The 14,368-nt window shown below is 70.4% G+C and carries 13 protein-coding genes; 4 read left to right on the top strand and 9 right to left on the bottom strand.

From position 1 onward, the window contains the following. Positions 1 to 6: 6 nt before the first annotated feature. The 9 genes from AB5J56_RS23115 to AB5J56_RS23155 form a co-directional block, all read right to left on the bottom strand. Complete coding sequence (locus tag AB5J56_RS23115) at positions 7 to 819, bottom strand: HAD family hydrolase (RefSeq protein WP_369234672.1); 813 nt, start codon at positions 817 to 819, stop codon at positions 7 to 9. Continuing rightward, positions 816 to 2,093 (bottom strand): serine--tRNA ligase, encoded by a 1,278-nt coding sequence (serS, locus tag AB5J56_RS23120; RefSeq protein WP_369234673.1) that lies wholly within the window; start codon positions 2,091 to 2,093, stop codon positions 816 to 818. The genes AB5J56_RS23115 and serS overlap by 4 nt, the downstream gene beginning before the upstream one ends. Positions 2,094 to 2,656: 563 nt before the next feature. After that, positions 2,657 to 3,589, bottom strand: coding sequence for a prephenate dehydratase (gene pheA / locus AB5J56_RS23125; RefSeq protein WP_369234674.1), 933 nt, complete (start codon positions 3,587 to 3,589; stop codon positions 2,657 to 2,659). A 180-nt stretch (positions 3,590 to 3,769) separates the two neighbouring features. After that, positions 3,770 to 5,128 carry an iron uptake transporter deferrochelatase/peroxidase subunit gene (gene efeB / locus AB5J56_RS23130; RefSeq protein WP_369234675.1) on the bottom strand — a complete coding sequence of 453 codons (1,359 nt, stop codon included), beginning with the start codon at positions 5,126 to 5,128 and terminating at the stop codon, positions 3,770 to 3,772. A gap of 8 nt (positions 5,129 to 5,136) precedes the next feature. After that, a complete protein-coding gene (locus AB5J56_RS23135) occupies positions 5,137 to 7,119 on the bottom strand; it encodes a copper resistance CopC/CopD family protein (protein WP_369242714.1) in 1,983 nt (660 codons plus the stop codon). 154 nt (positions 7,120 to 7,273) lie between these two features. Then, positions 7,274 to 7,750, bottom strand: coding sequence for a copper chaperone PCu(A)C (locus AB5J56_RS23140; RefSeq protein WP_369234676.1), 477 nt, complete (start codon positions 7,748 to 7,750; stop codon positions 7,274 to 7,276). Then, a complete protein-coding gene (locus AB5J56_RS23145) occupies positions 7,747 to 8,397 on the bottom strand; it encodes an SCO family protein (protein ID WP_369234677.1) in 651 nt (216 codons plus the stop codon). Before AB5J56_RS23145 ends, AB5J56_RS23140 begins: the two co-directional genes overlap by 4 nt. A 104-nt stretch (positions 8,398 to 8,501) precedes the next feature. After that, entirely contained in the window at positions 8,502 to 9,248 is a 747-nt protein-coding gene (locus tag AB5J56_RS23150) for a YcnI family protein (protein WP_369234678.1), read from the bottom strand. 160 nt (positions 9,249 to 9,408) lie between these two features. Further along, a complete protein-coding gene (locus tag AB5J56_RS23155) occupies positions 9,409 to 10,263 on the bottom strand; it encodes a hypothetical protein (protein WP_369234679.1) in 855 nt (284 codons plus the stop codon). 248 nt (positions 10,264 to 10,511) lie between these two features. Between AB5J56_RS23155 and AB5J56_RS23160 the strand changes: the two genes are divergently transcribed. From AB5J56_RS23160 to AB5J56_RS23175, 4 genes are all read left to right on the top strand, one after another. Beyond that, a complete protein-coding gene (locus AB5J56_RS23160) occupies positions 10,512 to 10,967 on the top strand; it encodes an ATP-binding protein (RefSeq protein WP_369234680.1) in 456 nt (151 codons plus the stop codon). 155 nt (positions 10,968 to 11,122) lie between these two features. Further along, a complete protein-coding gene (locus tag AB5J56_RS23165; protein WP_369234681.1) occupies positions 11,123 to 12,697 on the top strand; it encodes an MFS transporter in 1,575 nt (524 codons plus the stop codon). Then, positions 12,694 to 13,302, top strand: coding sequence for a TetR family transcriptional regulator (locus AB5J56_RS23170; RefSeq protein WP_369234682.1), 609 nt, complete (start codon positions 12,694 to 12,696; stop codon positions 13,300 to 13,302). Before AB5J56_RS23165 ends, AB5J56_RS23170 begins: the two co-directional genes overlap by 4 nt. 115 nt (positions 13,303 to 13,417) lie before the next feature. Continuing rightward, positions 13,418 to 14,362, top strand: coding sequence for an intradiol ring-cleavage dioxygenase (locus AB5J56_RS23175; RefSeq protein WP_369234683.1), 945 nt, complete (start codon positions 13,418 to 13,420; stop codon positions 14,360 to 14,362). Positions 14,363 to 14,368: the final 6 nt, after the last annotated feature.

Here is a 14,368-nt window from a genome sequence, read left to right on the forward strand (position 1 = left end):
GACGCGTCAGCCCAGCAACCGCTCCAGCACCACCGCGATGCCGTCCTCGTCGTTCGAGGACGTCACCTCGTCCGCGACCGCCTTGAGCTCGTCGTGGGCGCCCGCCATCGCCACCCCGCGCGCCGCCCAGGCGAACATCGGGATGTCGTTGGGCATGTCGCCGAAGGCGATGGTGTCCACGGCCTTCGCGCCGAGGCGGCGGGCCGCCAGGGACAGTCCCGTCGCCTTGGTGAGGCCGAGGGGGAGGAGTTCCACTATGCCGGCGCCCGCCATCGTGACGCCGACCAGGCCGCCCGCGACCTCCGTGGCCACCGCGGCCAGCTCGTCGTCGGAGAGCGTCGGGTGCTGCACGTAGATCTTGTTCAGGGGGGCCGCCCACAGGTCCGCCGCGTCCCTGATCGGCACGACCGGGAGCGCCCCTTCCAGCGTCTGGTAGCCGGGTCCGACCAGCACCTCGCCGTCGAGCCCGTCACGGCTCGCCGCCAGCAGCAACGGGCCGATCTCCGCCTCGATCTTGGCGAGCGCCATACCGGCCAGCTGCCGGTCCAGAGTCACCGACGTGAGCAGCCGGTGCTCCCCCGCGTCGTACACCTGCGCGCCCTGGCCGCAGACCGCGAGGCCCTCGTAGCCGAGGTCGTCGAGGATGTGCCGGGTCCAGGGCACCGCGCGCCCGGTGACGACGATGTGCGCGGCGCCCGCCGCGGTGACCGCGGCGAGTGCCTCACGCGTGCGCTCCGAGACCGTCTCGTCGGAGCGCAGCAGCGTTCCGTCGAGGTCGGTCGCGACGAGCCTGAAGGGGAAGGGAGCGGGGCTGCTCACTTGGACACGGGCTCCAGGATCTCTCGTCCCCCGAGGTACGGCCGCAGCACTTCCGGCACCCGCACGGAGCCGTCGGCGAGCTGGTGGTTCTCCAGGATCGCGACGATCGTGCGCGGTACGGCGCACAGCGTGCCGTTGAGCGTCGCGAGCGGCTGGACCTTCTTGCCGTCGCGCATGCGGACCGACAGGCGGCGGGCCTGGAAGCCGTCGCAGTTCGAGGCCGACGTCAGCTCGCGGTACTTGCCCTGGGTGGGAATCCACGCCTCGCAGTCGAACTTGCGGGACGCGGACGCGCCGAGGTCGCCCGTCGCCACGTCGATGACCTGGAAGGGCAGCTCAAGACCGGTCAGCCACTGCTTCTCCCAGTCCAGGAGCCGCTGGTGCTCGTTCTCGGCGTCGTCCGGGTGGACGTACGAGAACATCTCGACCTTGTCGAACTGGTGCACCCGGAAGATGCCGCGGGTGTCCTTGCCGTACGTGCCGGCCTCGCGGCGGAAGCACGGCGAGAAGCCGGCGTAGCGCATCGGAAGCTTGTCGGCGTCGAGGATCTCGTCCATGTGGTACGCCGCGAGGGGAACCTCGGAGGTGCCGACCAGGTAGTAGTCGTCCTTCTCCAGGTGGTACACGTTCTCCGCGGCCTGGCCGAGGAAGCCGGTGCCCTCCATGGCGCGCGGGCGGACCAGCGCCGGGGTCAGCATCGGGGTGAAGCCGGCCTCGGTGGCCTGCGCGATCGCCGCGTTGACGAGGGCGAGCTCAAGCAGCGCGCCGACACCCGTCAGGTAGTAGAAGCGCGAGCCCGACACCTTGGCGCCGCGCTCGACGTCGATGGCGCCGAGCGCCTCGCCGATCTCCAGGTGGTCCTTGGGCTCGAAGCCCTCGGCGCCGAAGTCGCGGATGGTGCCGTGCGTCTCCAGGACGACGAAGTCCTCCTCGCCGCCGACCGGGACGTCGGGGTGCACGAGGTTGCCGAGCTGGAGAAGGAGGCGCTTGGTCTCCTCGTCGGCCTCGTGCTGTTCGGCGTCGGCGGCCTTGACGTCGGCGGCCAACTGGCCGGCCTTCTTCAGCAGCTCGGCCTTCTCGTCACCCGAGGCCTTGGGGATCAGCTTGCCGAGCGCCTTCTGCTCGGAACGGAGCTCGTCGAAGCGGACGCCGGACGACCTGCGCCGCTCGTCGGCGGAGAGGAGGGAGTCGACGAGCGCGACGTCCTCTCCACGGGCGCGCTGGGAGGCGCGAACACGGTCGGGGTCCTCACGGAGCAGGCGAAGGTCAATCACCCCTCAAGGCTACCGGTGTGCGGTTCGGGCTCACGACTCGATATTGCGGTACGCCGCTCCCTGTGCCGTTTTGACCGAAATGCCAGGCTTGGGTATTCGAGTCAAGGGAAAAGGGGAGTAACCCCTGAAAGGGGGCGGATGGGCGGTCCCGGTTGACTGTATTTCCTTGCGGGGAACGGGACTTGAGAGAGCGTTGTCCACAGCGATCCACACCCCAACGAAAGTTATCCACAGGCTGTGCGGAAGATCTGTGGACTTTGGAATTGATCATTCCGAAAGCCGCATGCCGGACGAAGAATTCCCGGGTCAAACCATCTCTACACCCACGTTCGAGTGGAAATGGGTCGCCCCAAAGGATTGATCGATGGAAAAGAGTGGACGAGGGGTGACGTGCGGGGTTGTGGAGGAACTTGGGTGCTGTAGGCCGATTTGTCGACGATGTAGCGCTTCGTTGTCGACTTGTCCCCAGGTCGAGAAGGCCCCCTGTGGATAACTTCTGTGGACAGTGAAAATCTGCAGGTAGGACCGCCGGTCCGGACCTGCGAAGGTGTGGAGGAAGTCCGCTAGAAGCGGCCGTCCTGGCAGCGTGCCACCCAGTCCGCAGCCGCCCCGAACTCGTCGTCGGACGTGCCCGGCAGCGCGGCCCTGACGTCCTCGACCCCGATGTCCGCACGCGGGTACGACCCGAGGAACCGCACCTGGAGGCAGATCCGCTTCAGCCCCATGAGGGTCTCGGCCATCCGCCGGTCGGAGATGTGGCCCTCGGCGTCGATGCAGAAGCAGTAGTTGCCGATGCCCGCGCCGGTCGGGCGGGACTGGAGCAGCATCATGTTGACGCCCCGGGTGGCGAACTCGCCCAGCAGGTCGCGCAGCCCGCCGGGGTGGTCGTCGCGCTGCCAGAGGACGATGGACGTCTTGTCCGCACCTGTCGGCGCCGCGGGCCGGGCCGGCCTGCCGACCAGTACGAACCGCGTCTGCGCGTTCTCCGCGTCGTGGATCCCGGTCTCCAGCGGCACCAGGCCGTAGCGCGCCGCCGCGAACTCACCCGCGAAGGCGGCGTCGTACCGGCCCTCCTGGACCAGGCGTGCGCCGTCCGCGTTCGAGGCGGCGGACTCCCACATCACGTCCGGGAGGTTCGTCTTCATCCAGTTGCGCACCTGCGGCTGCGCGGCGGGGTGCGCGGTCACCGTCTTGATCTCCGACAGCTTCGTGCCGGGCCTGACCAGCAGCGCGAAGGTGATCGAGAGGAGCACCTCGCGGTAGATCATCAGCGGTGTGCCGGCCACCAGCTCGTCGAGGGTGGTGGTGATGCCGCCCTCCACCGAGTTCTCGATCGGTACGAACGCGGCCTCGGCCTCGCCGCTGCGGACGGCGTCGAGTGCGGCGGGCACCGACACCATCGGGACCAGCTCCCGGGTGGCAGCCTCCGGAAGCGTGCGCAGGGCGACTTCGGTGAAGGTGCCTTCGGGACCGAGATACGCGTAACTGGCGGGCATGTCCTCACCCTAATGGGCCTGGCGCGACCCGGCTCCCGCCTGTGGAAACCGCCGCCCCGAGGGGCGACTGTCCTCCCTCAGGCAGCCTCCGCCCCGAGAAGTGACCGTCTTCCCTGCGCAGCCACCGCCCCGAGAAGTGACCGTCCTCCCTGCGCAGCCACCGCCCAGAGGAAGTGACCCTCACCCCTCCAGCAGCCGCTGCCCCACGTACTCCCCGCGCGCCGCCCCGCCCGGCACCGCGAACAGTCCGCTCGACTCGTGCCGGATGAACCGCGACAGGGCGTCGCCCCGGTCGAGCTTGCGCTGCACGGGGACGAATCCGCGCAGCGGGTCCGCCTGCCAGCAGACGAAGAGCAGTCCGGCGTCGGGCATCCCGTCCGCGTCGATGCCGTCGTGGAAGGAGAAGGGGCGGCGCAGCATGGCGGCGCCGCCGTTCTGGTCGGGCCGGGTGATGCGGGAGTGTGCGTCGACGGGGACGACGAGCTTGCCGTCGGGGCCGGTCTTCTCCAGGTCCATCGCGGTCGTCTCGGTGCCGCCGGACAACGGCGCCCCGTCCGCCTTCTTCCGCCCGATGACGTTCTCCTGGGCCTGGGCCGAGAGCTTCTCCCAGTTGTCGAGGAGCATGCGGATGCGGCGTACGACGGCGTACGAGCCGTTCGCCATCCATGCCGGGTCGGACGTGCCCGAGGCGGGCACGAAGATCCGCTTGTCGAAGTCGGACTCGGACGGCTTGGGGTTGCGGGTGCCGTCGATCTGGCCCATCAGGTTGCGGGCGGTCATCGGCCGGGCGGTGGCGCCGGGTGAGCGGTTGAAGCCGTTCATCTGCCAGCGCACTCGGGCGGCGCTGCCCGCGTCCTTCTGGATCGCGCGCAGGGCGTGGAAGGCCACCAGGCCGTCGTTCGCGCCGATCTGTACCCACAGGTCGCCGTTGCTGCGCGCCTTGTCGAGGTGGTCGGAGGAGAAGTCGGGCAGCGGGTCGAGGGAGGCCGGGCGTTGCTTCTCCAGTCCCGTACGCGCGAAGAAGCTGTGGCCGAAGCCGAAGGTGACGGTGAGGGAGGAAGGTCCGGCGTCGCGGGCGATGTCCGTGTCGTCCTGTCCGGTCGCCTCGCCCGTCATCAGCCGCTCGGCCGTCGTCGACCAGCGGCGCAGCAGCGCGGCCGCCTCCTTGCGACCGGCGCCCGCGGCCAGGTCGAAGGCGACGAGGTGGCCGTGGGCCTGGAGGCCCTCGGTGATGCCGGGTTGATGTTTCCCGTGAAACATCACCTCGTCCGTGCCGAGCGAGGTCAGTGGGGCTGCTTTCTCGGAGGAGGGCGCTGCCGCGTAGCCTGCGGCGCCGCCGATCGCCCCCAGGGCGAGACCGGTGGCCCCCGCCGTGCCGAGCAGTCGTCGGCGCGACACGCCTCCCTTGGCGGACGCACCTCCTTGAAGAGGGGCGTTTTCGGAAGCGGCCTTCTTGGGCGAGGCCTCGGACGAAACGGCTCCCTTCAGGGAGGCCTTTGGAGCCGCGGGAGTGACCTCCGGAGTGGACTGGTCAGTCATGGTCAGGTTCAGCCGATCTTCGCGTTCTTGGTGACGGTCGTCTGGTCGATGTCGGAGGTGCGCACGGTCACCGCGATCTTCCAGTCGCCCGCCAGGGGGATCTGTACGCCGGCGGCGGTCCAGTGCCCGGTGGCGATGCGGTCGGGGACCACGGGCAGCGGGCCGATGTCCTTGGCGTCGAGGGTGAAGGCGACCTTCACCTCGGGGATGTCGAAGGCCCTGCCGTTGGGCCGGAACACGAAGACGTGCATGTCGTTGCCGCCGACGCGGGCCGGGTCGAGGGTCAGGCGCACGGTGCCCTTGCCGTCCTCGCCGCCCGTGTTGAAGGGCAGGGTCATGGACAGCGGTCCGGAGCGCTGCGAGGCGGACGCGGTGGCCTGCTTGGCCTCCTCCTCCGTCCGGCCGGGCTCGGTGGACGTCAGTACGGTGGTGACAGCGAGCAGGACGACGGCGACGCCCGCCTCGGCCAGCACCGACCGGCGCAGGCCCGAGCGGAGTGGGTCGGCGGCCCGGAAGCGCTTCTCGCGCGCGGTGGCCACGGCGGCCCGCTGCCGGGCGAGCTGGGCCGCGCGCTCGGCGTTCCCGGACTTTCCGGAGTCCCCGGCGTCCTTCGAGCCGGCAGGACCGCCGGCCGCGCTCTTCCCGCGCTCGGCGACGGCGGTCGCCACGGCACCCGAAGCCCGCACCCCCTTGGCCTCCTTCTTGGCCTCCTCGGGCTCCTGAGACGCCTTGGCTTCCCGGGCCTCCCCGGCCCCCTCCGCTCCCTGGGCTTCCCGGCCCGTCGAAACGCCCGACAGCTGCGCCGTCCAGCGCCGCGAGATCCACGCGATGCCGACGAGGACCGTCACCAGGCCGATCTTGAGGAGCAGCAGCTGTCCGTACGTCGTGTCGGTGAGCGCCGACCAGGAGCCGACCTGGCGCCACGACTGGTAGATCCCGGTCGCGGCCAGCGTGCTGACGCAAGCGAACGCGAGGCGCGAGAAACGCCGTACGGCCGCTGTGTCGATCTGTGTGTCGGCGGGCGCCCGGTACAGCGCGACGAGCAGGGTCGCGAGCCCGCCCAGCCAGCCGGCGACGGACAGCAGGTGCACGACGTCGACGGGCATCGCGACGCTCGACTGGATGCCGGTCGAGGCGTGCTCGGCCATCGCCCAGGTCGCGGCCAGGCCCGCCGCGACGACGGCGCCGCCGATCGCGAGCCCGAAGGTGAGGTCGTTCTTCTCGGCGGCCCGGACCGCGTCGTCCGCGTTGTCCGCGCCGTCCTCATCGGCCTCGTCGCGCCGCACGTACGCCCCGAAGAGCACTGCGATGAACAGCGCGGCCGCGGCGAGCAGCAGCAGCCGGGAGACCAGCGCCGCGCCCGCCTTGGTCTGGAGCACCTGCCCCAGCAGCGTCAGGTCGAAGATGTCGCCGACCTTGCCGGAGCCGACGTAGGAACCGCGCAGGAGCAGCAGGGCGAGCGTGGCCGCGGTCAGCGCGAGCCATCCGGAGACCACGAGCCGCTGCACCGGACGGACTCCGGCGCCCCGCTGCCAGCAGGCCAGCACGAAGGCGGCGCCGCCGACCATGAGGATGAAGCCCGCGTACGAGACGTAGCGCGCGAAGCCGTAGAGGCCGCCGACGACTCCGCCGCCCGCCGTCTGGTCGGACAGCGAGACGGAGGTCTGCGAGGGCGCGCCGATGGAGAAGGTGAAGGCGCCCGAGACGGGGTGGCTGTCCGCCGAGACGACCTGGTAGGTGACGGTGAACGTGCCGTCGGGCAGGCCCGCGTGGAGCTTCACGCCGTACGTGGTGGCGCCGATGGAGGTCGTCTTGCCGGTGTCGACGCGCTTGCCTTTGGGGTCGAGCACCTGGAGCGAGCCGTCGGACAGCGCGACCTTCTCGGAGAAGGTGAGCGAGACCTGTGCGGGCGCCTTGTCGACCACCGCTCCCTGCCGGGGGTCGCTGCCGGTCAGCGCCGCGTGCGCGGAGGCCGGCGTGGCGCCCGCCATGAGCACGCCGATGACGGCGAGGACGAGCAGCACCAGTGTGCGTATCCGTGGGGTGCTGCGCGCGGTGCTGTGCCGGGTGTCGCGCTCGGTGCCGTGGGAACCGGCGGGTGAGGCCGAACGGGGAGCGATGGTCGGTGTCACGGAGATCCCTCCCTCAGTGTCCGGTCTTCGGGTTGTACGTCGCGGACTTCACCGGCAGGGAGACCTCGATCGTGCCGGACTTGGCGAAGTGCAGTTCCACCGACACCTTCTCGCCCTGCTTCGGCTTGTGGGTGAGCATTTCGAACATGATGTGGTTGCCGCCGCTGGCGAAGTCGAGCGTGCCGTCGGCGGGCACGGTGAAGGACTTCTCCTCCTCCATCGCGCCGCCCTTGGTGGAGTGCAGTGTGACGTCGCCGGAGAGGTCGCTGGTGACGGAGGTGAGCGTGTCGGCGCCACCGGAGTTGGTGACCGTGAAGAAACCGGCCGCCATGGTGGCCATGCTGGGGGCGGGCATGTAGGCGCCGGTGACCTTGAGATCGGGCTTGTCCGTGGTGGAGCCGGACGCGTCGTCGTCCGAACCGCCGCAGCCCGCCAGCGCGAGCGTCAGGGCCGAGGTGACGACCACGGAGGCCGCGGTGAGACGCCTCACGGGTTCTCCCCCTTGATGAGCTTGGGGAGGTCCTTGGTGTAGTCGTCGACGGTGGCGTCCTCGCCGTAGAGCACATAGCCCCCGTCGGTCTTCGGCGAGAACGCGATGACCTGGGTGCCGTGCACGGAGACCAGCTTGCCGTTCTTGTCCTTCGAGGTCGGCTCGATGGAGATGCCCATGGTGCGGGCGCCTGCCTGGATCGTGGCGAAGTCGCCGGTCAGACCGATGAATTCGGAGTCGATGCCCTTGAGCCACTTGGCCAGCTCGGTGGGGGTGTCGCGGTCCGGGTCGGTGGTCACGAACACGACCCGGAGCTTGTTCTGCTCCGCCTTGGGCAGCTGCTTCTTGGCGACGGCGAGGTTGTTCATCGTCAGCGGGCAGACGTCGGGGCAGTGGGTGTAACCGAAGTAGATGAGCGTCGGCCTGCCCTTGGTCTGCGCGCGCAGGTCGTACTTCTTGCCCTGCGTGTCGGTCAGGACGAGGTCCGGCTTCTCGAACGGCTTGTCGAGTACGGTCGCGGCCTTGCCCGAACCGGCCTCGGCGGACACGGTGGCGACGGAGTTGTCACCGTTGTCGCTGCCGCACGCGGTCAGGGTCAGGGCGGCGGCGACGAGCAGGGCGGCCGCGGCATACGTCTTCTTGCGCATAGAAAAATGTCCCAGATGTGAGGACCCCGGTGGGCACCGGGGTCGTACGACCGCTGTGACGTGGCCGTACGACTCCCGGTGCGCACCGCGGGAGTGCGTGAGCGTCAGACGGTGGTGCGCCGACGGCCGGCCAGGACGCCGAATGCCACGCCCGCCACACCGACGACGATGCCCACGACGCCCAGGACGCGGGCGGTGGTGTCACTGCTGTCGGAGGAGGCGGCGGCCTCGGTGGTGTCCTTGGCTGCGGACTTGGCGTCGTCGGAGGTGTCGGAGGCGTCCTCGGCGGTGGCGGAGCCGTGGTGGTCGCCCTCGGACGCGGCGGAGAGCGCGAGCACGGGAGCCGGGTTCTCGGGCTCCTCCTCGCCCTCCTTCTGCGGCTCGATCCAGCGCACGACCTCCTTGTTGTCGTACGTCTGGACGGCCTTGAAGACGAGTTCGTCCGCGTCCTCGGGCAGCTGGCCGACCGAGAGCGCGAACTTCTGGAAGTAGCCCGGCGCGATGCCCTTGCCGGTGGCGGTCCAGGTGACCTTGGTGACCACCTCGTCGATCTTCTTGCCGTGCACCGTGAGCGGCTTGGCCGGCTTGGCCTTGGTGACCTTCACGCTCCAGCCGTCGAGGGGCTGCGGCATCACGGAGGCGAGCGGGTGCTCGGTCGGGAAGTTCACCTCGAGCTTGCTGGTCGAGGCGTCGTCGCGCTCGTTGGGGACCTTGAAGTCGACGGTGGCGTAACCGCCCTTGGCGGCCGTGCCCTCCGGCTGCACGCTGACGTGAGCGAAGGCGGGGACGGACAGGGCGAGGACGGCCGAGGCGGCGACGGCACCGGCGGCGGCGATACGGGTTGCCTTCATGGCAGGAAACACTCCACTTCGAGCGAGAGTCCAGGAAAAGGGGCTGCGCGGGCGCGCCGAAGGGCACCGGAAGGGCACCGGTGAAGGCGGCCACGCGCGCGTGCCGCACGGCGGCAGCCGGCCCCTCCCGCGGACGAGCGGAGTGGAGTGGTGCGCCGTGTCAGGCAGCGAGGAGGAACGTGCCGGAGGAAGGTGGTCCGCGCCGGACCACGGTGTGCTGAAGTGCCCTGGTCCGGGGCTTCGGTGAGGCGAGGAGCGCGGTGCGTGGTGTGCGCGGCGCGGGACCGGGCGTGCCGGGAAGACCTGCACGCAGGGCACGTACCAGCGCGAGCGCCCCGCGCAGGGATCGTACGAGCGCCCCCTCCGCCACCCCGTGTGCGGACAGCCGCATCAGAAGCAGCAGCGCCAGGTCTCCGCGGCGCAGCACCCATCCGGCGGCGACGGCCGCGAGGACGTGGCCGAGCAGCATGGGCAGGGACGGCAGCACGGACATCGAGGAGCCGACGGCGGACGCCACGGCGTCGCCGGAGTGCATCGACTGCATGGACCCCGTGGACCGCATGGACGTCATCGACCGCATCGAGTCGGTCAGGCCCGTGTCGAGCCGCGCGTCGGCGAGGATTTTCTGGGCCTGGGCGGGCGTGATGGCCGCTGTGGACGTGCCGCAGACGATCCGTGCGGCTCGCGCGATCAGCGAGGCGTCCGCCGTGGAGAGTGAGCCGGAGGCCGCCGAGGCGGTGTGCTGCCCCAGTCCGAAGAGCGTGTGCAGCACGGTCTGGCCGATGGCGAGGAGGGCTGCGATGCCCGGCAGCGAGCGCTCGCGCCCGGCGAGCGGTGCCGCCAGGGCGAAGACCGTGAGGAATCCCGTAGCCAGTGTCCATGCCGGGACCGTGGCGCAGGAGGCGAGACCATGACCTGCCGCGGCCAGCACGACGCAGACCGCGGCGAACACCGCGGCCCGCAGAATCCGGAGATCGCTTCCGGAGCGCGCCCTGCGCTGGTGGGGGGCAGTCATGGCGGGCTCATCATCGCACTGCGCTTACCCGCTCCCTACGGCAGGTCCGCAAGGTGCCGTACGTGCCGGAAGGTGACGATCTGAGGGGAACGGCTGTGCGCTCTGCGGGGGGAGCCGCCAGCACATACACCGGCTCCTGTCGCGCGCGCATCCGCCGTATGGGCGGTATCACGGTGACGGGGCGATTGCGCAGGGGTGCGGGCGGCAATACGTAACGGTATGTCGAGCCGCGGCCGGGAGGCTGGAGCATGAGCATCTGGTGGTCACTCCATTTGCGGCGCGAGGCTGCGAGCGTTCCGCTCGCCAGGCGCCTTCTGCTCGGCACGATGGAGACCGCGGGCGTCGACCCGGACGTCTCGTACGACCTCTCCGTCGCGCTCAGTGAGGCCTGTGCCAACGCCGTCGAGCACGGCGGGGACGCCGCGCACGGCCAGTACTCGGAGGCGTACCGGGTCACCGCCTATCTCGATGGCGAGAAGTGCCGTATCGAAGTCGCCGACTCCGGCCCCGGTTTCCCCGCGGGCCGTGCCCGCGCCGCGATCCGCCAGGCCCGCAGCGACGCCGAACACGGCAGGGGCCTGTGCCTGATCCAGGAGCTCGCCGACCACGTGCACATCGGCAACAAGCCGGGCCGTGGCGGTGCGGTGGTGAGCTTCGACAAGATCCTCAAGTGGAAGAAGGACCCTTCTTTGCTGACGGCGTAGCGCGGGAGGGCGCGGTGATGGACCTGTCGTGACAGAGGGACCGTCTCGGCTCCTATTCTGACAGTCGACTTCCAAATGGAAGCCAACTAAATATTGACAGTGGACTCTCAGTTGGGGGTAACCTCGCATCAGGTTGCTCCCTTCAGGAGGTCCACATGTCCCTTCCCGCCCTCGCCCGGTCGCCGCGCCGCTGGCTCGCCCTCGCCGCCCTCACGCTGAGCGTGCTGATCGTCGGGCTCGACGGCACGATCATCAACGTCGCCCTGCCCACGCTCGCCGGTGAGCTGCACGCCGACAGCGCGCAGCTGCAGTGGATCGGCGGCGGCTATCTGCTGACCCTGTCCGTGGCGATGCTCCCGGTCGGCCTGCTGGGCGACCGCTACGGCCACAAACGGCTGCTGCTCGGCGGCATCGGCCTCTTCGCGCTCGCCTCGCTCGGCGGGGCGTTCGCCGGATCGCCCGCCACGGTCATCGTGGCGCGGGCCGTCCTCGGCCTCGGCGCCGCCGCGATCATGCCGCTGTCCATGGCGATCCTGCCGCGCGTCTTCGCCAAGGACGAACTGCCCCGGGCCATCGCCGTCTGGACCGCCGCCACCGCCCTCGGCATGCCCGTGGGCCCGCTCGTCGGAGGCTGGCTTCTCGACCACTTCCACTGGAGCTCGATCTTCCTGTTCAACGTGCCGGTCGCGGCCCTCGCCATGCTCGCCGGGCTGTGGCTGCTGCCGAGCGACGGCAAGCACGAGCGCACCGTCCCCTTCGACGCCCTCGGCGCCGTACTGAGCGCCCTCGGTATCACCGCACTGGTGTACGGCACGATCCTCATCCCGCAGGACGGCTGGACCGACCCCGCCGTCCTTGGCACGCTGACCGCCGCGGCCGCCCTCCTCACGGCGTTCGTCGTCCGCGAGCGCCGCCTGGCGCACCCGCTCGTCGACCTGAAGCTGTTCACGGACCGCCGCTTCCTGTGGGGCACACTGATCGCGGTCTTCGTCAACTTCGCTGTGATGGGCATCCTGTTCGTCGTCCCGCAGTACCTGCAGGCCGTGCTCGGCAACGACTCCTTCGCCACCGGAATCCGCGTACTGCCCCTGATCGGCGGCCTCATGGCGGCCGCGACGGCGAGCGAGGCCCTCGTCCCCCGGCTCGGCGCCCGGACCGTCATCCCGTTCGGCATGCTCGTGCTCGCCGCGGGGACCGCGCTCGGGGCGCGTACGGACGGCTCGGACGGCTACGGGTTCACCGCGCTCTGGCTCGCCCTCACCGGCCTCGGCTTCGGGCTCGCCGTCGTTCCCGCGACCAGCCTGGTGATGGGGTCGCTGACGGCCGACCACGCCGGATCGGGGACGAGCCTGCTGGAGACCGTCCAGCAGCTCGGCAGCGTCCTCGGCGTGGCGGGCCTCGGCAGCCTGCTCGGATACGGCTACCTGGACCGGATCCGCACCGACGGCCTCCCGGCCGGGGCGGCGGACGCGGCCCGCGACTCGGTGTCCGGCGCGGACGCGGTCGCCCGGCAGCTGCACGACGCCGGTCTCACCGCCTCCGCGCACGAGGCCTTCGTCCACGGCATGAACCTGGTCCTCATGGCCTGCGGGGCGATGTCCCTGTTCGCGGCCGTGCTGGCGGCGCTCTTCCTGCCGGGCCGGTCCGCCGCCGCCACCGCTGTCGCTGCGCCGGACGTCCCCCGCACGGTGGCCGATGCCGCGCCGCAGCAAGCAGAATCGGTGGCATGACGATGCACGAGACCTCCGCCGCGCCCCTCGGTCTGAGGGAACGCAAGAAGCAGAAGACCCTGGAGCGCATCCGCCGTGAGGCCTACCGCCTCTTCGCCGAGAACGGGTACGAGGCGACGACGGTCGACCAGATCGCGGACGCGGCGGAGATCTCGCCGAGCACGTTCTTCCGCTACTTCCCCACCAAGGAGGACGTGGTCGTCCAGGACGAGTACGACCCCGCGCTCGCCGACGCGATCCGGGCCCGCCCGGCCGACGAGCCGATGGTGGACGCGCTCCTGAACGCGCTGAAGGGCCCGCTGGGCCAGATGCTGGAGCAGGACCGCGAGGAACTGCTGCTGCGGACCCGGATCATGTTCTCCGACCCCGCGATCCGGGCCCGCTCGGTCGCCGAGCAGCAGCGCAGCGAGGACGCGATCGCCGCGATCATCGCGGAGCGCACCGGGCGCGACGCCGCCGACCTGGAGGTCAAGTGCGCGGCCGCCGCGATCATCGCCGTGTTCACGACGCTGGTACGGCACTGGGCGGAGGGCGGCGGCACGGAGGACCTGGCGGGGCTGTACGAACGCCATCTGCCGCTGCTGTCGCGCGGGTTGGACTTCTAGGGCGGACGGGCCGGCCGGGGCCGTTTTTCCGCCGACTTCAGCTTTCTCAGAATTCTCAGGTCTCTGACAGCCCCGCCCCATGCCCCTGACGGGTGCCGCTCCTAACTTCCCGATCATGACGGGAAACCACAAAGACACGTCCATCACCCGGCGCCGCGCGATCGCGGTGACCGGAGGCACGGTCGCGGCCGGCGGACTCGCGGTCGCCGGGTACCAGGCCGCCTTCGCCGATGAGACCACGGCCGCCGAGGCGGAGGCCGCGGCCTCCACCAGCAGCAGCCAGTGCGTGCTGATGTCCAGCGTCACCGAGGGGCCGTACTACCTGGACGGCGCCCTGGTGCGCAAGGACATCACCGAGGGCAAGAGCGGGGTCCCGCTGACGCTGCGCATCACCGTGCAGGACACCACCGACTCCTGCGACCCGGTCGCGGGCGCGGCCGTCGAGATCTGGCACTGCGACGCCTGGGGCTACTACTCCGGCTACACCACCGCCAACCCCGGCGGTTCGGCACCCGCCGAGTCCGAGGACGGCTCCACCGCCGACGACAAGACCTATCTGCGCGGTTACCAGGTCGCCAACGCCAACGGGGTAGTCAAGTTCGAGACGATCTTCCCCGGCTGGTACACGCCCCGCACCTGCCACATCCACGTCAAGGTGCACACCGGCGGCGAGAAGGCGGACGGCACCTACGAGGGCGGCACGGTCAACTACACCGGGCAGTTCTTCTTCGACGACGACATCGCCGAGGAGATCTTCGCGCTGGAGCCGTACTCCAAGCACTCCGGCAGCTACACCAAGCTCGCCGACGACATGGTCTACGACGGAGGCGGCGCGTCCAGCGGCCTGCTCACCCTGAAAGCGGTCCACAAGAAGGACCCGTCCAAGGGCTACAAGGGCTTCATCACGCTGGGCATCGACCCGGACGCCTCGAACGACGGCGCCGGCAGCGGCGGTGGCGGCACGCCCCCGAGCGGTGCGCCGAGCGACGCCCCCACGGGTACGCCGCCGAGCGGTGCGCCGAGCGACAGCGCCTCTCCCTCCGCCTCGGCCTCTTCGTAGGGTGCG

This window comes from Streptomyces sp. R21 (assembly GCF_041051975.1).
In the GTDB taxonomy this organism is placed as follows: domain Bacteria; phylum Actinomycetota; class Actinomycetes; order Streptomycetales; family Streptomycetaceae; genus Streptomyces.